The sequence below is a fragment of the Streptomyces spongiae genome (assembly GCF_009377185.1).
Classification (GTDB): Bacteria; Actinomycetota; Actinomycetes; order Streptomycetales; family Streptomycetaceae; genus Streptomyces; species Streptomyces spongiae.
In genome coordinates, this window is sequence record NZ_VJZC01000082.1 from 1 (window position 1) to 25,637 (window position 25,637).

General features: G+C 71.4%; 6 protein-coding genes. All 6 read right to left on the reverse strand.

Translation table 11 applies throughout. The features are described 5' to 3' along the window. Positions 1-59 precede the first annotated feature (59 nt). Positions 60-1,307 carry a cytochrome P450 gene (locus FNH08_RS14760; protein ID WP_152771934.1) on the reverse strand — a complete coding sequence of 416 codons (1,248 nt, stop codon included), beginning with the start codon at positions 1,305-1,307 and terminating at the stop codon, positions 60-62. A gap of 331 nt (positions 1,308-1,638) precedes the next feature. Beyond that, on the reverse strand, positions 1,639-1,851 hold the full coding sequence (locus FNH08_RS14765) for an MbtH family protein (protein ID WP_152771935.1): 213 nt from the start codon (positions 1,849-1,851) through the stop codon (positions 1,639-1,641). A gap of 73 nt (positions 1,852-1,924) precedes the next feature. Next, on the reverse strand, positions 1,925-3,235 hold the full coding sequence (locus FNH08_RS14770) for a lysine N(6)-hydroxylase/L-ornithine N(5)-oxygenase family protein (RefSeq protein WP_152771936.1): 1,311 nt from the start codon (positions 3,233-3,235) through the stop codon (positions 1,925-1,927). Positions 3,236-3,376: 141 nt separating this feature from the next. After that, positions 3,377-4,060, reverse strand: a complete 684-nt coding sequence (locus FNH08_RS14775; protein ID WP_152771937.1) for an FMN-binding negative transcriptional regulator — start codon at positions 4,058-4,060, stop codon at positions 3,377-3,379. 15 nt (positions 4,061-4,075) lie between these two features. Continuing rightward, positions 4,076-20,344, reverse strand: coding sequence for a non-ribosomal peptide synthetase (locus FNH08_RS14780; RefSeq protein WP_152771938.1), 16,269 nt, complete (start codon positions 20,342-20,344; stop codon positions 4,076-4,078). Next, positions 20,341-25,637: non-ribosomal peptide synthetase (locus FNH08_RS14785; RefSeq protein ID WP_152771939.1), on the reverse strand; the 5,297-nt coding region annotated here is incomplete at its 5' end. The genes FNH08_RS14785 and FNH08_RS14780, both read right to left, overlap by 4 nt.

Here is a 25,637-nt window from a genome sequence, read left to right on the forward strand (position 1 = left end):
GGACGGGTCTCCCCGTCCGGGCGCCCCGTCCCGGTGTGCCGCTCGCGCCGTCCCTCGGTTCAGAACCGCACCGGCAGTCCCCGCAGGTGGCGGCCCTCCCCCGGCAGGTCGAAGTACTCCAGCTCGTCGCGGGCCACGCCCAGCGCCGTCCCGCTGTGCCGGATCAGGATCTCGTGCAGCGCGACCTCCGCCTCGACGCGGGCCAGCGCCGCGCCGATGCAGTAGTGCGCGCTGTGGCCGAAGGCGACGTGCCCGACGCCACGGCCGAGTTCACGGGTGACGTCGAGCGCCTCGGGCGCCCGGAACTCGTCCGGATCGTGGTTGGCCGCCAGCAGCGCGCTCGTGACGGCCTCGCCCTTCCGTACGGGCATGCCGGCGAACTCCAGGTCCTCGGTGGCGTACAGCGGCGCGCCCATCGGCACGGGCGAGGTGAAGCGCAGGAGTTCGGGCACCGCACGGCCCAGCAGTTCCGGTTCGGCTCGCAGGCGGGCCAGTTGCTCGGGATGGTCGAGGAGGGCGAGTACCGCGGAGGCGATGAAGAGCGCCGGCGGGGTGATGCCCGTGTTGATGAGCAGCAGGATCAGGGCGACCATCTCGGTCTCCGTCAGCCCGTCCGGGTCGCCCTCGCCGGAGGTGATCCACCCGGAGACCAGGTCGTCGCGGCGGTCGGCGCGGCGGCGGGCGATGAGGTCCTTGGAGTGGTCGACCATGTTCCGCAGGGCCGGGATGACCAGGTCGAGGTCTCCGGACGCGTACTCGCGGATCCAGCGGCGCATGTCCGGCACGTCCTCGTCGTCGATGCCGATGAGCGCGCAGATGACGGTGGAGGCGAGCGGATAGCCGACGTCCTCCAGCAGCTCGGCCTCCTGACGTGCGGCCAGCGGCTCGATCAGGTTCCGGGTGATCTCCTCGATACGCGGGCGCAGCGCGTTGATACGGCGGGCCGTGAAGGACTTGGTGACCAGCTGTCGCAGCCGGGTGTGCTCGGGACCGTCCACCAGAACCATGATCCCGAGGTAGTCGCGGTACTCCATCGGCAGCCCGTACGCCTCGATCATCTGCTCGGCGATGCTGGGCCCGTCCGACGCGAAGCCGGGGATCTTCTCCTGGTCGCGGACGAAACGGGGGTCGCCGAGCGCCTCCTTGGCGTCCTCGAAGCGGGTGATCAGCCACACCGGCGTCTCCACGCCCGGAAGGGTGACCCGGACGAGCGGGGCCTGGCGGCGCAGCTCGGTGTAGCCGCGTACCGGGTCGCTCACGAGCTCCGAGGTCAGCTGGACGAGCGGCTCCGACTCCATGGTGGTCATGTGGGTCTCCTTGGCGCGGGTGTGGGCGGTGGGGTGTGGGCAGTCCGGGGAGTCCGTTTCTCTCCGTGCGCCACAGTGGCCTCGCCTTCCGGTCCACTCAAGGCCGGTCGACTGTCGTGCGTGGGCCGGTGGATCGTGCCTGACCAGCGGGTATGTGCGCTCGTGCGCCTCAAGGAGCCGCGGAACCTGGACAGTTGAACGTCCGCCGGAAGGAGCCGCACACGCGTGAGCGCCCGCCCCGGGTAAGGGGCGGGCGCTCACGTACAGGGCCGGCGTGCGGGTGGCGCCGGGGACCTGGTCGTTCGGTGCTGCGATGGTGTGGGCCGGTGGGCTACCCCGTCATGGCCTCGCGGAGGCTCCTGGGGCGCATGTCGGTCCAGGTCTGCTCGATGTAGTCCAGGCACGGCCTGCGGCCGTCCTCTCCGAACGCGACCCGCCAGCCGGCGGGGACGTCGGTGAACGTGGGCCAGAGCGAGTACTGCTCCTCGTCGTTCACCAGCACGTAGAACCGGCCGTCGTTGTCGTCGAACGGGTTGGTGGTCATGGGCAACTCCAATCTGGTCGGGACCTCCCGGTGCGGGGTTCGCCCGCCGTGGGGGGAAGTCCGCGTGGTGTGATCACGCCGTGCTGTACTGCCGGTTCGTCCTCCTCTCCGCGATCGAGTCGGCGATCTCCCCACTCCGTACGGCGATGTTGGAGAGCAGTGAGGACGCCAGTCCGTGGGTGTGCTCGGTGCCTCCCTGGAGGTAGACACCGCAGGTGACCTCCGGTCCGGTGGCGAGACGGTAGTCCCGCTCCACCCGGAACCGGCCCTGCTCGTCGCGCAGGCAGTGCGGCTCCAGCTCGCCGAGCAGTTCGCTCGGCTCCATGGAGTCGTAGCCCGTCGCGCAGATCAGCACGTCGACGTCGAGGTCGGACGTCTCGTCGCTGCGCAGGGAGTGCAGGGTGAGCCGCACCTTGTCGCCGGTCTGTTTCGCGCTGTCGACCTTCGACAGGTTCACGAAGTCCAGGCGGGGGGTGCCGCGCACTTCGTCGTCGTACGCGCGTTGGTGGAGGTCGCGGATGACCTCGTCGTCGACGACGCCGTAGTTGGTGTTCTTGTGGTAACGCCAGAAGGCGTCTTTCGACCGCTCGCCGCAGTTGTAGTAGTCGTCCACCGCGGAGGCGTCGAAGATCTTGTTGGCGAAGGGGGTGTCGTCCGCGATGGAGTAGCCGTACGAGGGCATGATCGCGGAGACCGTGGCGCCGGGGATCGAGTCGTAGACGAAGCGGACGATCTCGGCGGCGCTCTGGCCGGCGCCGATGACGGCCACCCTCTTCACCGAATCCTGGGTGAGTTTGCGGAATTTCTCGAGGAATTCCGAGCTGTGCCAGATGCGCTGGTCGCGGTCGATGCCGGCGGGCATGCGCGGCACGAGTCCGGTCGACACCACGATGTTGTGGGCCTTGACCACGCGGGTGGCGCCGCGCGGGCCCGTGCCGCGGACCGCGACCTCGACGTGGTCGACGGGCCCGCCCCCCTGGGGGAGGCGCACGGAGGTCACCTCGGAGCTGTAGCTGACGCGGTCCGAGAAGCTGGACTCGGCCCACTCCAGGTAGTCGTGGAACTCCTCACGGGTCGGGAAGAAGCTCTGGTTGTTGACGAACTGGGCGAGGCGTCCGGCCGCGTGCAGGTAGTTGACGAAACTGAACTGCGAGGCGGGGTTGCGGAAGGTGGCCAGGTCCTTGAGGAAGGAGATCTGCATGGTCGCCGACGGCAGCAGCATGTTGCGGTGCCAGCCGAGCGTGGGCTGCTTCTCGAAGAACGCCGCGGAGATCGGGTGTCCGTCACGCTTGGCCTCGTGCTCCTCCAGGGCGATGGCCAGGGACAGGTTGGAGGGGCCGAAGCCGATGCCGACTACCTCGTGGACGTCGCTGTGCTTTTCCATGCGATTCTCCCGCCTTTGTGGGCTGTTGAGGGGCTGGGCTGGTGATGGCTGTCGCTTCGTGGGCGAGCTTTCGTGCGCGAGCAGTTCGTGCGCGAGCAGTTCGTGGGGCCCTGGTGGAAGGCCCTGGTGGAAGGCCGTCGGTCAGGCCGCGTGCGGGCAGCCGATGTCCGGGCGGGGCAGCCGGTCCATGAGGCGGGACGCCTCGCGGTGCCGGGTGGAGTCGCGGCCGGCGAAGGACTCGCGGACGCGCTCGCGGACGTCGGGGTCCTGTTCCTGGCTGAGCTTGAACATCCCCTCCGCGCCGGTCACATCGACGCGGAAGGCGCCCACCGCGGGGAGGATCTTGCGGAAGTAGTCGATCGACTCCCGCATGTCCCAGCCGGCGCCGAAGTCGCCCTCGAAGGCGCGGACCGTGGAGCACACCAGCTCCAGCGACTCCTCACCCGCCTCCTCCGGCTCGATCTTCGTCAGCGTGCCGTGGACGTGGACGGAGGTGAAGTCCCAGGTCGGTGCCGCGGGCGTCTTCTCGTAGACCGTCGGGGAGACATAGCCGTGGGGTCCGGTGAAGGTCAGCAGGACCACGGCGCCGTCCCCCAGGTCCTTCCAGTGCGGGTTGGCCCGGTTCATGTGGCCGAGGAGCTTCGCGCCGGAGAGGTCCTCGGACCAGTCCTCCGTCATCGTGGGGTCCTGGATGACCGGCAGGTGCGTTGCCCAGGGGCCCGCGGTCGCGGGGCCGTTGGACGTCATCAGCGCCAGCGGGTTGCCGCGCAGGATGTCCACCATCCATGACGTGGCGGGTGTTCGGTAGGGGGCCGGGACGAACATGGTGGATGCACATCCTCACTTCTGGTCGAGCGTGCGGTCGGGCGTGCGGTCGAGTGCGCTGTCGATGGCTGCCGCGATGTCGGCCGCGAACTCGGGCCGGCAGATCTCGTGGTGCGTGCTCGGTACGTCCTGGACGTGCAGCTCGCCGCGGATGTGCGGGGCCCACTGGTCCATGTACGGGGCTTCGGGGTTGAGCGTCGCGTTGAAGAAGAGGGCGTCGCCGTCGAACACCGGCGGCTGGAACTTCTTGAGGATCTCGACGTTGTTGACGACGAAGTCCGAGGAGATCTCCAGGAGCCGCTCCTCGTCCCGGCCGGCCAGATCGCCGACGTGGTCCTTGAGGAGGGCGCGGACCTGGGCGAGTTCGAGGTCCGGGTCGTCCGCGAAGTGTCCGCTGGGGGCCGCGTCCAGCAGGGCCAGCAGAGCCACTTCGTGGCCCCGGCGCTGCAGTTCGGCGGCCATCGCGTGGGCGACGACTCCACCGAAGGACCAGCCGACGAGGTGGAAAGGACCTTCGCTCTGAATTGAGAATACCTGGTCGAGGTATTCCGTCACCATGGATTCAATGGAATTTTCGAGATTCTCTCCATTGAATCCGCGCGCCTGAATTCCGTACGACGGACGGTCCTCACGCAGGTGTGCCGTGAAGTTGAGATACGGCCAGGCCAGACCGCCGGCGAGGTGGACCCACCACAGCGGTTCCCCGTCACCGCGCGTCTGAATGGGCAGCAGCCGGGCGAACGGATCGGCGTTCTCGCGGGACGCGGAATCGGAATCCATGTACGCCGCCAGTTCGGCGACGGTCGGCGACTGGAACACGGCACGCATGGGCAGTGCGACACCCAGTTGCGCACGAATTCTGCTGCCGAGCCGGGTGGCCAGCAGGGAATGCCCGCCGAGCGCGAAGAAGTCGTCGTCGACGCCGACCCGTTCGAGGCCGAGGACGTCGGCGAAGACGGCCGCCAGCTGTTCCTCGCGGGGCGTGCTCGGCGCCCGGTACGTGCCGTCCGTGACGAAGTCCGGTTCGGGCAGGGCACGCCGGTCGAGCTTGCCGTTGGGTGCGAGCGGCAGCCTGTCCAGGGGGACGAAGGCGGCCGGGACCATGAAGTCGGGCAGCTTCTCGGAGACGAACCGGTGCAGTTCACCCGTGTCGAAGGCGTCGAGGCCGTCGAGGTCGTCGCGGGCTTCCACGGGCACGACGTACGCCACCAGGCGGTTGTCGCGGGACACCACGGCCGCCTGGGCCACCCCCGGATGGGCCGTGAGCGCGGCCTCGACCTCCCCGGGTTCGACGCGGAAGCCGCGCACCTTGACCTGGGCGTCGCCGCGGCCCCCGTACTCCAGTTTCCCGTCGGCGTTCCAGCGGGCCAGGTCGCCGGTGCGGTACATACGGGAGCCGGGTGGCCCGAAGGGGTCGGTGACGAAGCGTTCCGCGGTGAGGGCGGGGCGGCCGTGGTAGCCGCGGCCCACGTTGCCGGCGACGTACAACTCCCCTGTCACGCCTTGGGGTACGGGCCTCAGCCCCGGCCCGAGGACGTACGCCCGCATGTTCTCCAGGGGTTCGCCGATGGGCGCGCTGCCGCTCCACTCGCCGCCCTGGGGGACGGAGAAGGTGGTGGCGTAGAAGGACTCGCTCTGCCCGTAGGCGTTGACGATCCGTACGCCCGGGAATGCCTCGCGTGCCTTGTCCACCAGGGAGGCGGGCAGGGCCTCGCCGGCGAAGACGAGGGTGTCGACGCTCGTCCTGTCGGCGATGGTGTCGACGAGTTCGGCGAACGCGGAGGGCACGGTGCTGATGACATTGCCGTGCCAGCTCTCCCGCTCGCCGAGGACCAGGACGTCCCGGACGACCTCGACGCTGCCGCCGGTGGTGAGGGTCGTGAAGATCTCGAAGGCGGAGACGTCGAAGTTGATCGAGGTGCCGGCGAGCAGCCGCCGCCCCTTCTCCATCCCGATCCGCGAGGCCAGCCGCAGCACGCCGTTGACGACGTTGCTGTGGGTGATGGCGACGCCCTTGGGCTTGCCCGTGGAACCGGAGGTGTACATCACGTACGCCAACTGGTCGGTGTGGAGCGGTTGTTGGAGGTTGCCCTCGTCGCCCGTGCCGAGGTCGAGTCCGTCCACGAAGAGCGCGGGCGCCTCGGTCCCGGGCAGTACGGAGACCGTGTCCGAGTCGGTGAGCACCAGCTGCGGTCGGGCCTCGTCGAGGATGGCCGCCAGGCGGTGGCTCGGGTACTTCGGGTCGATCGGCAGATAGGCGCCGCCCGCCTTCAGCACCGCCAGCAGGCCCACCACCAGGTCGGCGGAGCGCGGCAGGGACACCGCGACGACCGACTCGCGGCCGACGCCGTGGCCGGTGAGTGCCCGGGCCAGCCGGTTCGCCCGCGCGTTGACCTCGCGGTACGTCAGCTGCCGGTCCTCGGCGATCACCGCGACCTCGTCCGGGGTCTGCTCCACCTGGAACTCGAAGAGCTCGGTGATGGTCAGGTCGGGGGTCTCGGCGGCCGTGTTGTTGAACTCGACCAGCAGGCGGTCGCGTTCGGCCGGCTCCAGGGTGTCGACCGCGGCGACCTTCGTGCCGGGGTCGGCCACCAGCTGGCGCAGGATGCGCACCAGCCGGGCCGCGAACTCCTCGACCGTGGCCCGGTCGAAGGCGCCCTCCTTGAACTGGAGGGTGAGCATCAGGTGCGGGTCGGCCGCCGCCATCAGGGTCAGCGGGTAGTGGGTGCCCGAGAAGGGCCGGATGCCGGTGAAGGCGATCCCGGAGGCGGTGTTGGCGTCGCTCAGGCCCTCCTTGTCCACGGGGAACGACTCGAAGACGACCAGGGTGTCGAACAGCTTCTTCAGTCCGGCGCCCTGCTGGATCTCGGTCAGCCCGTAGTAGTGGTGGTCGAGCAGGGCGGCCTGGCGGCGCTGGAGTCCGGTGAGCACGTCGGCGAGGGTGTCGCCGGGGCCGTACTCGACGCGCACCGGCAGCGTGTTGATGAACAGGCCGACGATCGAGTCGACGCCCTGGAGCTCCGGCGGCCGGCCGGAGACCGTCGCGCCGAACACCACGTCCTGCCGTCCGGTGAGTTCGCCGAGCAGCAGCGCCCAGGCGCCCTGGACGAGGGTGTTGACGGTGACGCCGAGTTCGGAGGCGCGCCGGTTGAGGCCGCGGGCCTCCTCCAGGGGGAGCTGGATGTCCACCTGGCCGACGCCCTGGTCCTCGTGGTCGTCGGAGGCGTCCTCCGCGGAGGGGGCGAGCAGCGTGGGCTCCTCCACTCCGGCGAGTTCGTCGGCCCAGGCCCGTGCCGTCTCGTCCTGGTCGCGCTTTGAGAGCCAGACCATGAAGTCGCGGTAGCCGCGGATCCTCGGCAGCGCCGTCAGGTCGCCCGCCGTGCCGTACAGCCGCAGCAGGTCCTGCATCAGCAGCGGGAACGACCAGCCGTCGAAGAGGACGTGGTGGGCGGTGAGGACGAGTTCGGAGCGGTCGTCGGTCATGCGCACCAGGGCGAGCCGCAGCAGCGGGGCGACGACCGGGTCGAAGTGGACGGTGTGGTCCTCGGCGAGGAACCGCTCGAACGCCTCCTCCCGCTCGGCCTGGGGCAGTTCGCGCAGGTCGAGTTCCTGCCAGGGGATCTCGACGTCGTCGAGGACGAGCTGGACCTGACGGCCCTGGGCGTCGGTGACGAACGCGGTGCGCAGGTTGGCGTACCGGTCGAGCATGGCCTGTCCGGCTGCCCGCATCCGTACGGGGTCCACACGCCCGGAGACGTGGAAGGCGATCTGCATCTGATACGCGTCGATCGCCTCGTCGTTGACGAGCGTGTGGAACAGCAGCCCGGACTGGAGCGGGGTGAGCGGCCAGACGTCCGCGAGCCCCGGGTACCTCTGCTCCCAGTCCTCGATCTCGTCCTGGCCCACCTCGACCAGGGGCAGGTCGGACGGGGTGAGACCGCCCGCGCCCTCCTGGCTCGCGTGGCGGGCGACGGCCGCCAGGGCGTCGGCCCACAGGTCGATCAGTTCCTGCGCGTCCCCGCGCTCCAGCACGCCGGCCGGGAAGCCGACGACCGCTTCGAGCTGGGCGCCCAGGTCGGTGTCGATGACCGCCGAGTTGATCTCGACGGTGGACATGGCGGGCATGTCGGCGTCGAGGTCCGCGTCCAGGTCGTCCGCGTCGGTCAGCTGGGTCCAGCCGAGGCCGCGCAGGCTCTCGGGCATGTCGGCGGAGGAGAAGCGGCCCAGGTAGTTGAAGCCGATCTGGCCGGTGGAGTGCTGCTTCAGCTCCTCGGCGGTCTCACCGTTCAGGTACCGCAGGAGTCCGAAGCCGAGCCCCTTGTCGGGGATGGCCAGCAGCTGCTCCTTGACCGCCTTGATGATCCCGCCGGCCGCCGGGCCGCCCTGGAAGGCGTCCTCGACGTCGAACCCGGCGGTGTCCAGGCGGACCGGGAACATGCTGGTGAACCAGCCCATCGTGCGCGACAGGTCCGCGCCCGGGATGACGTCCTGCTCGCGGCCGTGACCCTCCAGCTTGATGAGTGTCGACGGCTCCTCCACGCCGCGTGTACGACGCCACTTGGCGACGGCGATGGCGAGCGCGGCCAGCAGACCGTCGTTGACTCCGCCGTGGAAGGCCGCCGGGACCTTGGTGACCAGCGCCTCGGTGACGTCCACCGGCAGCCGCATCTGCAACTGGTCGAGGGTGGAGCGGGTGTCGACGGCCGGGTCCAGGGCGCGGGAGCCCAGCAGCGGGTCGGGGCCGTCGAGGACCGAGCGCCACAACTCCATCTCGGCGGTGCGGGACTCGCTGCCCGCCTCCTCGATCAGGGCGTGCGTCCAGCGCCGTACGGATGTGCCGACGGCCGGAAGATCGGGCGTACGGCCCTCCCGTACGGCCTTCCACGCCTCCGCGAGGTCCGGGACGAGGATGCGCCAGGAGACTCCGTCCACGACCAGGTGGTGCAGGGCGATGATCAGGCGTCCCGGGCCCTCGTCCGCGTCGAACCACACGAACTGGGCCATGACCCCGGCCGCCGGGTCCAGTCGGCCCGTCGCGGCGTTCAGTTCGTCCTTGGCGAGCCTCTGCCACGCCTCGTCCCACGTCCCGTCGCACGGGATGCGGTGCACGAGGCCGGCCGCGTCGACGGAGCCCGCGGGCCCGACGTGCATGCCCTCCTCGGGGACAAGCCGTGAGCGCAGGATGTCGTGGGTGTCGAAGACCGCGTTCAGGGTGGCGGCGAGGCCGTCCGCGTCGATGCCGGCCGGGAGTTCCAGCGCGATCGACATGGAGAACCGGTCGTAGCCGCCGCCGAGTTCGAGCATGTACTCGGTGATCGGCAGGTGCGGCAGCACACCGGTGCCTCCGCCCTCGAACTCCTCCAGGACGACGCCCGTGCCGACGCTGGTGGCGACGGTCGCCAGCTCGGCGACGGTCCGCTGCTCGAAGATCTGCCTCGGGCTGACCTCCACGCCCTGGGCGCGGGCCCGCGAGACGACCTGGATGGAGCGGATGCTGTCGCCGCCGACCGCGAAGAAGTCGTCGTCGATGCCGACCCGGTCCAGGCCGAGGACGTCCGCGTACACGGCGGCCAGGACCTGCTCCTCGGGGGTGCGCGGGGCGCGGTAGGTCTCGCCGGTGAACTCCGGCTCGGGCAGCGCCTTGCGGTCGAGCTTGCCGTTCGGGGTGAGCGGCAGCCGGTCCAGGATCACGAACGCGGTCGGGACCATGAACTCCGGCAGCCGGCTCGTCATGAAGGTCCGCAGGTCGCGCGAGGTGAGCCCGGCGGTGAGGTCGACGTCGATGTCGCCGAGCCCCGACACGCCCTCGCCGTCGCCGCCCGCGCCCACCGGCACGACGTACCCGACGAGTTGCTTGGCCCCGCCGCGTGTCTCGCGCACCACGACCGCCGCCTGCGCGACCTCGGGGTGGGCGACCAGCGCGGCCTCGACCTCGCCGGGCTCGATACGGAAGCCGCGCACCTTGACCTGCGCGTCGCCTCGGCCCGCGTACTCCAGGGCGCCATGGCGGTTCCAGCGGGCCAGGTCGCCCGTGCGGTACATACGGGAGCCGGGCGGGCCGTACGGGTCGGCGACGAATCGTTCAGCCGTGAGGTCGGGGCGGCCCAGGTAGCCGCGGGCCACGTCACCGGCGACGTACAGCTCGCCGGTGACACCGACCGGGACGGGACGCAGGTAGGCGTCCAGCACGTAGGTCCGCATGTTGCCGAGCGGGGAGCCGATGGGTGCGCTGCCCGTGCCTTCATCGGTCTCGGACGCCTCGAAGGTCGTGGCGTAGAACGACTCGGTCTGCCCGTAGGCGTTGATGACTCGGACGCCGGGGATCGCCTCGCGCATCCGCTGCACGAGGGTGGCGGGGAGCGCCTCGCCGGCGAAGACGACCGTGTCGACGTCGATGCGGTCGGCGAGCTGGTCGAGCAACTCGGCGAAGGCGGACGGGACCGTGCTGATCATGGTGCCGTCCCAGCCGCCGCGCTCGCCGAGGGTCAGCACGTCCCGCACGATCTCGACGCTGCCGCCGCTGCTCAGCGTGGTGAACAGCTCGAACACCGACACGTCGAAGTTGATGGACGTGCTCGCGAGGGTCCGCGAGCCGGGCTCCATGCCGAGGCGGTTCACCAGGCGGAGTACGCCGTTGACGACGCTGTGGTGCGTGAGCGAGACGCCCTTGGGGGTGCCCGTGGAGCCCGAGGTGTACATGACGTACGCCAAGTTGCCCGGGTGCAGGGGGACTTGGAGGTCGTCCGCCGGACCCTCGTTGACCTCCAGCTCGTCCACGAAGAGCGCCGGAATGTCGTTCTCCGGCAGCACCGACACCGTCTCCGAGTCGGTCAGCACCAGCTGCGGGCGCGCCTCGGTGAGGATGTGCGCCAGGCGGTGGCTCGGGTACTTCGGGTCGATCGGCAGATAGGCGCCGCCCGCCTTCAGCACGGCCAGCAGGCCCACCACCAGCTCGACGGACCGCGGCAGCGACAGCGCCACCACCGACTCCGGTCCCACTCCCCGGCCGGCCAGTTCGCGGGCCAACCGGCCTGCGCGGGCGTCGAGTTCGGCGTACGTCACCGACTCGTCCTCGAAGACCACGGCGACCGCGTCGGGGGTCGCGGCGACCTGTTGCCCGAACAGCTCCGGCAGCGTCAGCCGCGGTGTCGGTACCTCCGTGTCGTTGAAGCCGTACAGCACCTGCACGCGCTCGGCCGCGTCCAGGACGTCGACCGCTCCGATCGGGCGCCCGGGCTCGGCCACCACCTGACGCAGCACCCGCACGAACCGGGCCGCGATCGTCTCGGCCGTCTCGCGGTCGAACAGGTCGGTGGCGTACTCCAGCAGGCCCTGGACCTCTCGTCCATCGCTGTCGGTGACCTCCGTCAGGTTGAGGAACAGGTCGAACTTGGCGGTGCCGGTGGCGATCGGCTCGATACCGACGCTGAGGCCCGGCAGGTCGAAGTCGGCCTGGGTGAAGTTCTGCCAGGCGAACATCACCTGGAACAGGGGGTGGTAGGCGGTCGAGCGGTCCGGGTTGAGGAGCTCGACCAAGCGCTCGAAGGGCACGTCCTGGTTGCCGTACGCGGACAGCGCCTTCTCCCGCACCTGCTCGACCAGTTGGTCGAAGCTGAGGTGGGCGGACATCTCGGCGCGCAGCACCCAGGTGTTGACGAAGAAGCCGATCAGGTCGGCGAGGGCGTCGTCGGTGCGGCCGGCGATCGGGGAGCCGATCGGGATGTCGTCGCCGGCGCCGAGCTGGCGCAGCAGCACCGCGAACACGGACTGCATGACCATCGACACGGTGACGTCCCGCTCCTGCGCCAACCGCTCGACGGCGAGCAGGAGTTCGGGCTCGATGGCGAACTCCAGCATGTCGCCGCGGTAGCTGGCGCGCGGCGGCCGGGGCCGGTCGGTGGGCAGGTGCAGCGGCTGCGGGGCGCCCTGGAGGGTCTCGTGCCAGTACTCGGACTGGGCGGAGAGCACACTGTCGGGGTCGTCGGCGTCGCCGAGCAGGTCGCGCTGCCACAGGGCGTAGTCGGCGTACTGGACGGGCAGTTCGGCCCACTCGGGGGCGTGGCCCTCCTTCCGGGCGGCGTACGCCTGCGAGATGCCCTGGATCAGCGGGGCCATGGACTCGCCGTCGCCCGCGATGTGGTGGATGACCAGGGTGAGGACGTGGTCCTCGGGGCCGACGCGCAGGATGCGGGCCTGCACGGGGATCTCGGCGGCCAGGTCGAAGGTGTACCCACCGGCGTCGGCGACGGCGGCCTCGATGGCCTCGGAGTTCTCGGGGCCCTCGGGTGACAACTCGACGACCGGGACGACCAGTCGGGCTTCCTCGACCGGCAGCACCAGCTGGTACGCGACGCCCTCCTCGTCCTCGCGGTAGACGGTCCGCAGGCTCTCGTGGCGGTCGATCACGTCCTGGATGGCCGCGACGAGCGCCTCCGCGTCCAGCGCCCCGGTCAGCCGCAGCGCCATCGGGATGTTGTACGTCGCCGAGGGGCCCTCGAACTTGTCGATGAACCACAGCCGGCGCTGGGCGAACGACAGCGGCATCCGCTCCGGGCGCTCGGTGAGCCGGCGCAGCGGCGGGCGCACCTTGAGGTCGCCGGTCAGATGGGCGCTCAGGTCCGCGACCGTCGGCGAGCCGAAGACGACCCGGATCGGGATCTCCGCGTCCAGGACGGTGCGGATACGGCTGGTCAGACGGGTGGCGAGCAGTGAATGGCCGCCCAGGGCGAAGAAGTTGTCGTCGATGCCGACCCGCGGCACGCCCAGCACCTCGGCGAACAGCTCCGCCAGGCCCTCCTCGGCCGTGGTGCGCGGCGCCCGGTAGGCGGTGCCGGTGACCTCGGGCTCGGGCAGGGCGGCCCGGTCGAGCTTGCCGTTGGGCATCAGCGGCAGCCGGTCCAGGGTGACGAACGCGGACGGGACCATGAACTCGGGCAGCCGCTCGGAGACGAACCTGCGCAGCTCGTCCGCGTCCACCTCGCCGACCGCGTAGGCGACCAGTTGCTTGCCGTTGCCCGGTCCCGGGCGGGCGATCACGACGGCCTGGTCCACCTCGGGGTGGGCCGTCAGCGCCGCCTCGACCTCGCCGGGCTCGATACGGAAGCCGCGCACCTTGACCTGGGAGTCACCGCGACCGGCGTACTCCAGGCGGCCGTTCTCGTTCCAGCGGGCCAGGTCACCGGTGCGGTACATGCGCGAGCCGGGCGGACCGTAGGGGTCGGCGACGAAGCGCTCGGCCGTCAGGTCGGGGCGGCCGTGGTAGCCGCGGCCGACGTTGCCGGCGACGTACAACTCGCCGACCGCGCCCGGCGGCACCGGGGTGAGACCGGGACTGAGGACGTACGCCCGCATGTTGCCCAGCGGGGAGCCGATGGGGGCGCTGCCGATCCACTCGTCCTCGCCTTCACCGTCACCGGAGACGGTGAAGGCGGTGGCGTAGAAGGACTCGCTCTGCCCGTACGCGTTGACGACCCTGACACCCGGGAATGCCTCGTGGACCTTCTCGACGAGCGACGCGGGCAGGGCCTCACCGGCGAAGACGACGGTGTCCACCTGCGTCTTGTCGGCGATCTGGTCGACGAGTTCGGCGAACGCGGACGGCACGGTGGAGATGACGCTGCCGCGCCAGCCCTCGGCCCGCTCCCCCAGCACCAGCACGTCACGGACGATCTCGACGGTGCCGCCGCTGGTGAGGGTGGTGAACAGTTCGAACGCGGAGACGTCGAAGTTGATCGAGGTGCCGGCCAGCAGCCGCTTGCCCGGGCCCATGCCCACGGTCGGGGCGAGCCGCAGCACGCCGTTGACCAGGTTGTGGTGCGTGATGGACACGCCCTTGGGCTTGCCCGTGGAGCCCGAGGTGTACATGACGTACGCCAACTGCTGGGCGCTGCGGGGCAGTTCGAGGTTGGAGCCGTCGCCCTCGGTCAGATCGCCGAGGTGGAAGACGGGTGCCTCGGTGGGCGGCAGCACGCCGGCCGTGGCGGTGTCGGTGAGGACCAGGCGCGGAGCGGCCTCCTGGAGAATCGCCTCCAGGCGGTGGCTCGGGTACTTGGGGTCGACCGGCAGATACGCGCCGCCCGCCTTCAGCACCGCCAGCAGACCGACCACCAGCTCCACCGAGCGCGGCAGGGACACCGCGACCAGGGACTCCCCGCCGACGCCGAGCGCGGTCAGGTCGCGGGCCAGGCGGTTGGCGCGGGCGTTCAGTTCGGCGTACGTCACCGACTCGCCCTCGAAGACGACGGCGACCTCGTCGGGTGTGGCCGTCGTCTGGAGCTCGAACAGCTCGGTGACCGTCACGTCCGGGGTCTCGGCGGCCGTGTCGTTCAGCGCGAGCAGCCGGTCGCGCTCGGCGGGCTCCAGCAGGTTGATGCGGCCGACCGGGATCTCCGGGTCCTCGGCGAGCTGCTTCAGCACGCGTCCGAAGCGGGCCGCGATCGCCTCGACGGCCTCGGGATCGAGCACGCCCTCCTGGTAGTTGAGGGTGAGCCTGAGGTGGGGGTCGGCGTCCGCCATCACGGTCAGCGGGTAGTGGGTGCCCGTGTTGGGGCGGATGCCGGTGAAGGCGATCCCGGCGGCCGTGTTGGCGTCGGTCAGGCCGTCACGGTCCACGGGGTACGACTCGAAGACGACCAGGGTGTCGAACAGCTTCTTCAGCCCGGTGGTCCGCTGGATGTCGCTGAGCCCGTGGTGGTGGTGCTCCAGCAGGCCGGCCTGGCGGTGCTGGAGCCGGGTCAGGACGTCGGTCAGGGTGTCGGCGGGGCCGTACTCGACGCGTACGGGCAGGGTGTTGATGAACATGCCGAGGATCGAGTCGACGCCGTTCACCTGCGGCGGGCGCCCCGAGACGGTGGCGCCGAACACGACGTCCTGCCGGCCGGTGAGCTGGCCGAGCAGCAGCGCCCAGGTGCCCTGGACGAGGGTGTTGACGGTGACCCCGAGTTCGGAGGCGCGCCGGTTGAGGGCGCGGACGTCGTCGAGCGGCAGCGGCACCTGGACGCCGCCGATTCCGGTGCTCTCCTTCTCGGCGCGGGCCCCGGGCAGCAGCAGCGTCGGCTCGTCCACGCCGGCCAGTTCCTCGGCCCACACGCGGGCCGTCTCGGCGTGGTCCTGGCGGGACAGCCAGACCAGGAAGTCCTTGAACCCGCGCACGCGCGGCAGCACGGAGGTGTCGCCGTTCGAGCCGTACAGGCGCAGCAGGTCCTGCATCAGGACCGGGAAGGACCAGCCGTCGAAGAGGACGTGGTTGGCGGTGAGGACCAGTTCGCAGTGGTCCTCGGTCATACGGACCAGGGTGAGCCGCAGCATGGGCGGCACCAGCGGGTCGAAGTGCGTGCCGTGGTCGTCGGCGAGGAACTCCCCGTACGCCTCCTGCCGCGCGGACTCGTCCAGGTCCCTGAGGTCGATCTCCCGCCACGGCACCTCGACCCCGTCGATCACGAGCTGCACCTGGGTGCCCTCGGAGTCGGTGACGAAGGCGGTGCGCAGGTTGGCGTACCGGTCGAGTACGGCCTGGCCGGCGGCCCGCATGCGTGCCGGGTCCACGCGGCCCTCCACGCGGAAGGCGAGCTGCATCTGGTAGGCGTCGAAGGTGGCGTCGGCCAGCATCGTGTGGAACAGCAGACCGGACTGCAGGGCGGTCAGCGGCCATACGTCGACGAGGCCCGGGTGGCGGTGCTCCCAGTTCTCGATGTCCCGCTGGGACACCTGGACCAGCGGCAGGTCGGACGGGGTGAGCCCGCCCGCGCCCTCCTGGCCCGCGTGCCGGGCCAGCGCGCCGAGTGCCGCGCACCACAGGTCGGCCAGCTCCTGGACCTCCGCGCGGTCCAGCACACCGGGCGGGAAGGAGATCACGCCGTCGAGCTGGGCGCCCTCGTCGGTGTCGATGACGGCCGAGTTGAGCTCCAGGACGGACATGGCCGGCATGTCGGCGTCCAGGGGTGCCGCCAGCTCGCGGAGCTGGGTGAAGCCGAGGCCGCGCAGGTGCTCGGGCATGTCGGCGGAGGAGAACCGGCCCAGGTAGTTGAAGCCGATCTGGCCGGTGGAGTGCTGCTTCAGCTCCTCGGCGGTCTCACCGTTCAGGTAGCGCAGGAGCCCGTAGCCGAGGCCCTTGTCGGGGATGGCCAGCAGCTGCTCCTTGACCGCCTTGACGACGGCTCCGGCCGCCGGGCCTCCTGCGAGTGCCTCGTCCAGGTCGAACCCGGCGGTGTCCAGGCGGACGGGGAACAGGCTGGTGAACCAGCCGACGGTACGGGACAGGTCCGCGCCCGGGACGACGTCCTGCTCGCGGCCGTGGCCCTCCAGCTTGATGAGCGTCGAGGGTTCCTCCACGCCTCGCGTACGGCGCCACTGCGCGACCGCGATGGCCAGGCCGGCCAGCAGACCGTCGTTCACCCCTCCGTGAAAGGCGGCGGGAACGGTCGTCAGCAGGGCCTCCGTGACGTCCGCGGGGAGGCGTACCGGAAGGTGCTCCAGGGCGGTGCGGGTGTCGACGGCCGGGTCCAGGGCGCGGGAGCCCAGCAGCGGGTCGGGGCCGTCGAGGACCGAGCGCCACAGGTCCATCTCGGCGGTGCGGGACTCACTGCCCGCCTCCTCGATCAGGGCGTGCGTCCAGCGCCGTACGGACGTGCCGACGGCCGGAAGGTCGGGCGTGCGGCTCTCCCTGACCGCCTTCCACGCCTCCGCGAGGTCCGGCAGCAGGATGCGCCAGGAGACGCCGTCCACGACCTGGTGGTGCAGGGCGATGATCAGGCGTCCGGGGCCGCGGTCCGGGTCGAACCACACGAACTGGGCCATGACCCCGGCCGCCGGGTCGAGTCGTCCCGCCGCCGCGTCGAGCTCGTCCTCGGCGAGCTGCTCCCAGGCGTCGCTCTCCCAGTCGCCGTCACAGGCGATCCGGCGGATGAGCGCGGATGTGTCGACGGACCCCTGCGGCTCCACATACAGGCCCTCACCCGGCACGAGCCGTGAGCGCAGCACGTCGTGCCGGTCGAAGACGGCGTCCAGGGTGGCGGCCAGGCCCAAGGCGTCGATGCCCTCGGGCAGTTCGGCGAGCAGCGACATGGAGAACCGGCGGTGGGAGCCGCCCAGTTCGAGCATGTACTCGGTGATGGGCAGCAGGGGCAGCAGACCGGTGCCGCCGCCCTCGTACTCCTCCAGTACCACGCCCGTGCCGGCGCTGGTGGCGACCGTGGCGAGCTCGGCGACCGTGCGCCGCTCGAAGATCTGCCGGGGGGTGACCTCCACACCTTGGGCGCGGGCCCGCGAGACGACCTGGATGGAGCGGATGCTGTCGCCGCCGACCGCGAAGAAGTCGTCGTCGACGCCCACCCGGTCCAGGCCCAGCACCTCGGCGTACACCGCGGCCAGGACCCGCTCCTCGGAGCTGCTCGGGGCGCGGTACTCGCTGCCGGCGAACTCGGGCTCCGGGAGCGCCTTGCGGTCCAGCTTGCCGTTGGGCATCAGCGGCAGCCGGTCCAGGATCACGAACGCGGAGGGGACCATGAAGTCGGGCAGGTGCTGCGAGACGAAGGCCCGCAGGTCGGTGGCCTCGATGCCGGAGCGGAAGTCGTGGCTGTCGTTGTCGCTGGTGAAGGCGGGGACGACATAGCCGACGAGCTGCTTGCCGCCCCGGCTGTCACGGGCCACCACCGCGGCCTGGGCCACCCCGGGGTGCGCCGTCAGCGCGGCCTCGACCTCGCCGGGCTCGATACGGAAGCCGCGCACCTTGACCTGGGCGTCACCGCGGCCGACGTACTCCAGCTGCCCCTGGTTGTTCCAGCGGGCCAGGTCGCCCGTGCGGTACATACGGGCGCCGGGGACCCCGCCGAACAGGTCGGGCAGGAAGCGCTCGGCGGTGAGGTCGGGGCGGCCGCGGTAGCCGCGGGCCACGTTCCCGGCGATGTAGAGCTCACCGGCGACTCCGGGGGCGACGGGCTTGAGGCCGGGGCCGAGGACGTACGCCCGCATGTTGCCCAGCGGGGTGCCGATGGGCACGTTGCCGGTGCCGTCCCAGTCGTCGCCGACGGTGAAGGTGGTGGCGTAGAAGGACTCGGTCTGCCCGTAGGCGTTGACGACCCGCACGCCCGGGAAGGCGGCCCGCACCTTGTGCACGAGTGCGGCGGGCAGCGCCTCGCCGGCGAAGACGAGGGTGTCGGGGCTGATCCGGTCGCCGATCTGCTCGACGAGTTCACCGAAGGCCGAGGGGACGGTGGAGATGATCTGGCCGCCCCAGCCGTCGCGTTCACTGAGCGCGAGCACGTCGGGGACGATCTCGATGGTGCCGCCGTGGCAGAGGTTGGTGAAGATCTCGAAGACCGACACGTCGAAGTTGACGGAGGTGCTGGCCAGAGCCGTGCGGCCCGGTCCGGCGGCGATCCGCTCGGCGAGGTGCGTGATGCCGTTGACCACGTTGCCGTGGGTGACGGCCACGCCCTTCGGGGTGCCGCTGGAGCCCGAGGTGTACATCACGTACGCCAAGTGGTCCTGTTCCAGGGCGACTTGAAGGCCACTGTCCGGCCCCTCGGCCAGAAGGTCGTCGATGAAGACGCGGGGCGTGTCCGTCTGGGGGAGCACGGACACCGTGTCCGCGTCCGTGAGGACCAGCTGCGGCCGGGCCTCGCCGAGGATGTACTCCAGGCGGTGGCTCGGGTACTTGGGGTCGATCGGCAGATACGCGCCGCCCGCCTTCAGCACGGCCAGCATGCCGACGACGAGGTCCACGGAGCGCGGCAGCGACAGCGCCACCACCGACCCGGGGTCCACTCCCCTGTCCACCAGCTCGTGCGCCACGCGGTTGGCGCGGGCGTCGAGTTCGCCGTACGTCACCGAGTCGCCCTCGCAGACCACAGCGACCGCGTCCGGGGTCTCGGCGGCCCGCTGCTCGAACAGCGCCGGGACGGTGACCTCGGGGAACTCGGCGGCGGTGGCGTTGAGTTCGGCGAGCCTCTCGCGCTCGGCCGGCGCCAGGACGTCCAGGGCGCCCACCGGCTTCGCCGGGTCGGCCACGAGCTGCTCCAGCACACGGACGTACCGGTCGCCGATCGACTGCACGGTCACGCGGTCGAACAGGTCGGTGGCGTACTCGATGGTGCCGCGCGCCCCGTCCCGCTCGTCCGGGGCGACGTTGAACTCCAGGTCGAACTTGGCGGTCTTGGTGCCCAGTTGCTCGAAGTCCAGCCGGGTGGTGAGGCCCGGCAGGTCGATGTCGGCGCGGGTGAGGTTCTGCCAGGCGAAGAACACCTGGAAGAGCGGGTTGTAGGCGGTGGAGCGCTCCGGGCTGAGCTGGTCGACGAGCATCTCGAAGGGCGCGTCCTGGTTCTCGTACGCGCCGAGCGCACCGTCCCGCACCTGGTCCAGGAGGTCCTCGAAGGTGGGGTTGCCGGGCAGCTGGACGCGCAGCACCCAGGTGTTGACGAAGAAGCCGACCAGGTCGGCGAGGTCCTCGTCGACACGGCCCGCGATGGGCGCGCCGATCGGGATGTCGTCGCCGGCGCCCAGGTGGTGCAGCAGCACGGCGAGCACCGACTGGAGCACCATCGAGACGGTCAGCCCGCGCTCGGCCGCCAACTCCTCGACCCGCGCCCGAAGTTCGGGGGCGATGCGGAAGTCCACGTGGTCGCCGTGGTGGCTTGCGGCCGACGGGCGGATGCGGTCGAGCGGCAGGTTCAGGGGCTGCTCCAGGCCGTCCAGCTGCTCGCGCCAGTAGGCGAGCTGCCCGGCCAGGACGCTGTCCGGGTCGTTCTCGTCGCCGAGCATCTCGCGCTGCCAGAGCGCGTAGTCGGAGTACTGGACGGGGAGTTCCTCGAACTCGGGGGCGTGGCCGGCGTGACGGGCGGTGTAGGCGGTCTGGAGGTCGCGCAGCAGGGGGACGCCGGACTCGCCGTCCGCGGCGATGTGGTGGAACAGCAGCACCAGGACGTGCTCGTCGGGGGCGTGCCGCAGGAGGCAGGCGCGGACGGGGGTCTCGGCGTACAGGTCGAACTCGTAGGAGATGGCCTCGTCGACGGCGTGCCGTACGTCGTCGGGGGCCACGATGTGGACCGGGACGTCGACGCGGGCCTGTTCGGGGGCGAGGATCCGCTGGTAGGGGACGCCGTCCTCCTCGAAGAGGATCGTGCGCAGGCTCTCGTGCCGGCCGACCACGTCCTGGACCGCCGCGGCGAGCGCGTCCGTGTCCAGGTCGCCCGTCAGCCACAACGCGAGAGGGACGTTGTAGGTCGCGGAGGGGCCCTCGAACCGGTCGAGGAACCACAGCCGGCGCTGTGCGTAGGACAGGGGGATCACTGGGACTGCTCCTTGGTCATCTTGCGCAGGCGGGGGCGGTTCGTGCTGCCGGCCTTGGCCGTGGTGACCCGGCCGGAGAGCTCCGCGATGGACGGGTACTGGAAGAGCGTGCGGATGGACGTCTCGATACCGAGCCGCCTGCGCATCTGGCCGATCAGCCGGGTGGCGGTCAGCGAATTGCCGCCGAGGGCGAAGAAGTTGTCGTCGATGCCGACGCGGTCGGCCTTGAGGACCTCGGCGAAGAGGGCGCACATCGCCTCTTCCTGAGGTGTACGGCCGGGGCGGTACCCGTCGTCGGCCGTGTCGGGCTCCGGCGGGGTGAGGGCCCCGCTGTCGACGGTGCCGTCCGCCGCGAGCGGCAGTTCGGTCAGCGGCACGAAGGCCGTGGGGACCATGTAGTCGGGCAGTCGGCGGGCGATGAACTCCCGCAGTACGTCGGCCTCGTGGGTCCCATGGGCCCCCTGGGTCACCTGGGTACCGACCACGTACGCGACGATCTGCTCGCCGTCCGCAGTGACCGCCGCCTGGGACACAGCCGGGTGCGCGGCCAGCACGGCCTCGATGTCGCCGGTCTGGAAGGCGTGCCCGCGCACCTTGGCCCAGGCGCCGAGCCTGCCGACGTACTCCAGCCGGCCTCCGGTGCCCCAGCGGACCAGGTCACCCGTGCGGTACATCCGTGAGCCGGGCGGCCCGTACGGGTCCGGCACGAACCGCTGGGCGGTCAGAACCGGCTGGTCCTGGTAGCCGCGGGCCAGCTCCCCGGCGACGTACAGCTCGCCGGTGACGCCCGCCGGGGACTGCCGCAGGAACGGGTCCAGCACGTAGGCCCGCATGTTGCCGAGCACGGAGCCCAGCGGGGCGGGGCCGTCTCCGTTCCACCCCTCGGCGGCGGTGAGCGCGGCGGCCCGGATGGTCTCGGTGGGGCCGTACGCGGTGACGATCCGCACTCCGGGGACAGTCTCGCGGACCCGCTGCACGAGGGAGCCGAGCAGGACGTCTCCGGTGAGGACGACGGTGGTGGCGTCGATCTCCGGGTTCCCGTCGAGGGCCGCGGCCAGGACCGGCGCGACCGTGCTGATCACCTCGGCGCTCCAGCCGTCGTCGGTGCCGATCCGGACGCTCGCCCCGGCGCACAGGCCGGCGAGGATCTCGAAGGCGACCGGGTCTCCGGCCGGTGAGGCGGCGAGCAGCCGGGTGCCGGGGGCGAGTTGGGCGGTGTCGGCGTAGTTCCTGAGGCCGTTCGCCAGCGCGCGGTGCCCGACCGCGACACCACCGGGGCGTACACAGGCCAGTTGCTGCGGCCCGACGCGGGCGGGGTCGGTGACGGTGACGGTCTCGTCGGCGTACTCCAGTGCCGTGAGCGTGAGTTCGGGCCCCTGCTGTCCGGGCGCGAGCACCGTGTACGCGGCGCCGGCCCGCAGGGTGCCGACCAGGGCAACCGCGAGGTCGACGGAGGGCGGCAGCCGGAGCCCGACGACCGTCTCGGGCACGGCACCGCGCCCGGTCAGGGTGGCGGCGACCAGGTTCGCCCGCTCGTCGAGCCGCGCGTACGTCAGGGACGTATCGCCGCAGGTCACCGCGACCGCGTCCGGGGTGTCCGCCACCCGCTGGTCGAAGAGCGCGGTGACGGTCGGGGCCGGCAGGTCCAGGGCGGGACCGACCAGCTTCTGCTCCTCGTCCGGCAGCAACAGGTCCACGCCGCCGATCAGTTCGTCGGGGTCGGCCGCGACCTGCCCCAGGACGGACCGCAGCCGGGCCGCGATGTCCTCGGCCGTGCCCCGCTCGAAGAGGCTCGGGTGGTACTGGAGGGTGAGCCTCACCTCGGGGTCGGACTCGACGATCAGGGCGAGCGGGTAGTTGGCGCCGCCCACCGAGCGGACTCCGGTGATCTCCAGTCCCCCGCCGGGCGCGCGGTCCACCGGGTACGACTGGAACGCCACCAGCGTGTCGAACAGGGCGTCCAGACCGGCCGCCTTGTGGATCTCCGTCAGCGCGTGGTGATGGTGGTCGAGGAGGGCCGTCTGGCGCTCCTGCAGTCCGGTGAGCAGCTCGGCCAGGGTGCTGTCGGGCGCGCACCGGGCCCGTACGGGAACGGTGTTGATGAACAGCCCGACCATCGACTCCACACCCGGCAGGTCCGCGGGCCGCCCGGAGACCGCGGCACCGAACACCACGTCGTCCCGCCCGGTCAGCCCGCCGAGCAAGACCGCCCAGGCGCCCTGCACCAGCGTGTTGAAGGTGACACCCAACTGCGAGCCGCGGGCGGCGAGACGGCGGCCCTCCTCCGGGGTGAGCCGGAGGGCGACCTCCGCGACCTCCCCGGCCTCGGCGCGCGGCGCGGTCGCCGGGACCAGCGTGGTCGGCTCGTCGACGCCGGCCAGTTCGTCGGCCCAGGCGCGGGAGCTCTCCTGCTGGTCCTGGCGGGAGAGCCAGGCCAGGAAGTCCCGGAAGCTCCGCACGGCGGGCAGCTGTCCGGCGTCGCCGTCGGCCGCGTACAGGCGCAGCAGGTCCTGGCCGAGGACCTGCTCGGACCAGCCGTCGAGCAGGACGTGGTGGGAGGTGAGGACCAGTTCGCTGTGGACGGGGCTCAGCCGGACCAGCGTCAGGCGCAGCAGGGGCGGTACGGACCGGTCGAAGCGGGCGGTGCGGTCCTGGGCGAGGAACTTCCGCAGGGCCTCGTCCTGTTCGGCGTCCGGCAGGTCGCTGAGGTCGATCTCCCGCCAGGGCAGGGTCACACCGTCGACGACCAGCTGGACGAGGGTGCCGGAGGCGTCGGGCACGAACGCGGTGCGCAGGTTGGCGTACCGGTCGAGCAGGGCCTGCCCGGCGGCGCGCAGGCGGTCGGCGTCGACCTCGCCGGTCAGCGTGAACAGCGTCTGCATCTGGTACGCGTCGTGGCCGCCGTCGCTGAGCATCGACTCGAAGAGCATGCCGGACTGCATCGGGGTGAGCGGCCAGACGTCGGCGAGGCCGGGGTGGCGCCGCCGCCAGGTGTCGAGGTCGTCGACGCCCACGGCGACCAGCGGGGTGCTGTCCGCCGCGCCCTCGTCACGGGAGTCGCCGGCCGTGCCGGCCTCCGCGGCCAGGACGGCGACCGTACGGCTCTGGAGGACCTGCTTCGGGGTGACCTCGACGCCCCGGGCGCGGGCCCGGGTGACGACCTTGATGGCGCGGATGCTGTCGCCGCCGAGGGCGAGGAAGTCGTCGTCCACGCCGACCCGTTCGACGCCGAGGACATCGGCGAAGACGGCGGCCAGAACCTCCTCGCGCTCACCGCTCGGCGCCCGGTAGGAGCCGCCGGTGAGGTCCGGCTCGGGCAGCGCCTTGCGATCGACCTTGCCGTTCGGGGTGAGCGGCAGCCGCTCCAGCCGGACGATCGCGGCCGGGACCATGAACGCGGGCAGCTTCGCGGCGGCGAGCCGGCCGAGCTCGGCGGTGTCCACGCCGTCCTCGCCGTCCTCGCCGCTCTCGGCGACCACGTACGCCACCAGCTGGTTGCGGTGCGCGACCACGGCGCTCGCCTGGACGGCCGGGTGGGAGCGCAGCACGGCCTCGATCTCGCCGAGTTCGACGCGCAGGCCGTTCAGCTTGACCTGGAAGTCGATGCGGCCGAGCAGCTCGACCATCCCGTCGGGGGCGTAGCGGGCCAGGTCGCCGGTGCGGTAGACGCGGTCGGTGACCCCGGCGTGCGACCAGTCGAAGAACCTCTCGGCGGTCTTCTCGGGCTGGCCCAGGTACTCGCGGGCCACCCCGACGCCGCCGACGTACAGCTCTCCGGCGACGCCGGGCGGGACCGGCTGAAGGTGGTCGTCGAGGACGTAGACGTGCTGGTTCGCCATGGGGCGGCCGTAGGGGATGCTCGCCCACTCCGGGTCGACCTCACCGACCTCGTAGACCGTGGAGTGGATGGACGCCTCGGTGACCCCGCCCAGCGTGAACAGGCGCAGGTTCGGGGCCAGGGCGCGGACCCGGTCGGGCAGCGGTACGGGGATCCAGTCGCCGCCGAGCATCGCCGCGCGCAGGTGCGGCAGCGGCTCGGCGCCGGTCTGCTCCAGGTGGTCGACGAGCAGTTCCAGCAGGGCCGGGGCGGTGTTCCAGACGGTCACGTCCTCGGCGGTCAGCAGCTCGTGCCAGTGCGCCGGGTCCTTGGCGCGCTCCGGCGACGGGACGACGAGGGTGCCGCCGGCCAGGGTGATGCCGAGGTACTCGTACACCGACATGTCGAAGCTGGGCGACGACAGGGACAGCACCTTGTCGCCGGGGCCCGCGTCGAAGAGGGAGTTGAGGTCGGCGAGGTTGTTCATCACGCCGCGGTGCTGGAGCGCGATCGGCTTGGGTTTGCCCGTGGAGCCGGAGGTGTGGATGACGTAGCAGAGGTTCTCCGGGGAGACGGTGACGCCCGGGTTGTGGGCGGGCCGGTCGGCGAGGCCGCCGCCGTCCCGGTCCAGCAGCACCAGCTGCCGGCCGGCGTCCTCGGGGAGGTTCCCGGTCAGACCGTCGCGGCTGACCATCACCGCGCAGGCGGTGCCCTCGGCCATGGCGGCGATGCGCTGCGCCGGGTACTCCGGGTCGAGCGGCACGTACGCGCCGCCCGCCTTGAGGATGCCGAGGATCGCGACCAGCAGCGCCGGCGAGCGGTCCAGGCACAGACCGACCCGGATGTCCGGGCCGACGCCCAGCGAACGCAGCTTGTGGGCGAGGCGGTTGGCGTCCGCGTCGACCTCGGCGAAGGTGCGCCGCTCGCCCTGGTGGACGACCGCGACCGCGTCCGGCTGCTTGGCGACGCGTGCCTCGAACGCCTCGTGCAGGCAGGTGCCGTGCGGCAGGTCGGTGTCGGTGGCGTTCCACTCGACGAGGGTGCGGTGCAGCTCGGCGTCGGTGAGCAGGCGCAGATGGGAGACGGGTGTGGACGGGTCGCGTACGGCGTCCTCGGTGAGGGTGCGGTAGTGGGCGAGGAAACGCTCGGCGGTGGCCTCGTCGAAGAGAGCGGTGTCGTAGCGGAGTTCGAGGGAGCCGTCCCGGACGACGAGTTGGAGTTCGGTGCCGTCGGGGCCGTAGCTGCCGTCGGTGCCTTCGGTGCCCTCGGTGTCGATCGCCTCGCCGAACCGGATGCCGACGGGGGCGGGGTCGGCGGCGGAGGTGGCCTGCTGTGCCAGCTCGTCGAGGGTGGAGGCGCCGGCGACACGGAACCGTGCCGTGCCGTCGGCGGTGTCGACGGCGACGCGGTCCTGGGCGGTGTGGCGGAACAGGACGGCGGCGAGGGCGGCCGTCAGCAGGTCGGGGTGGGCGGGGC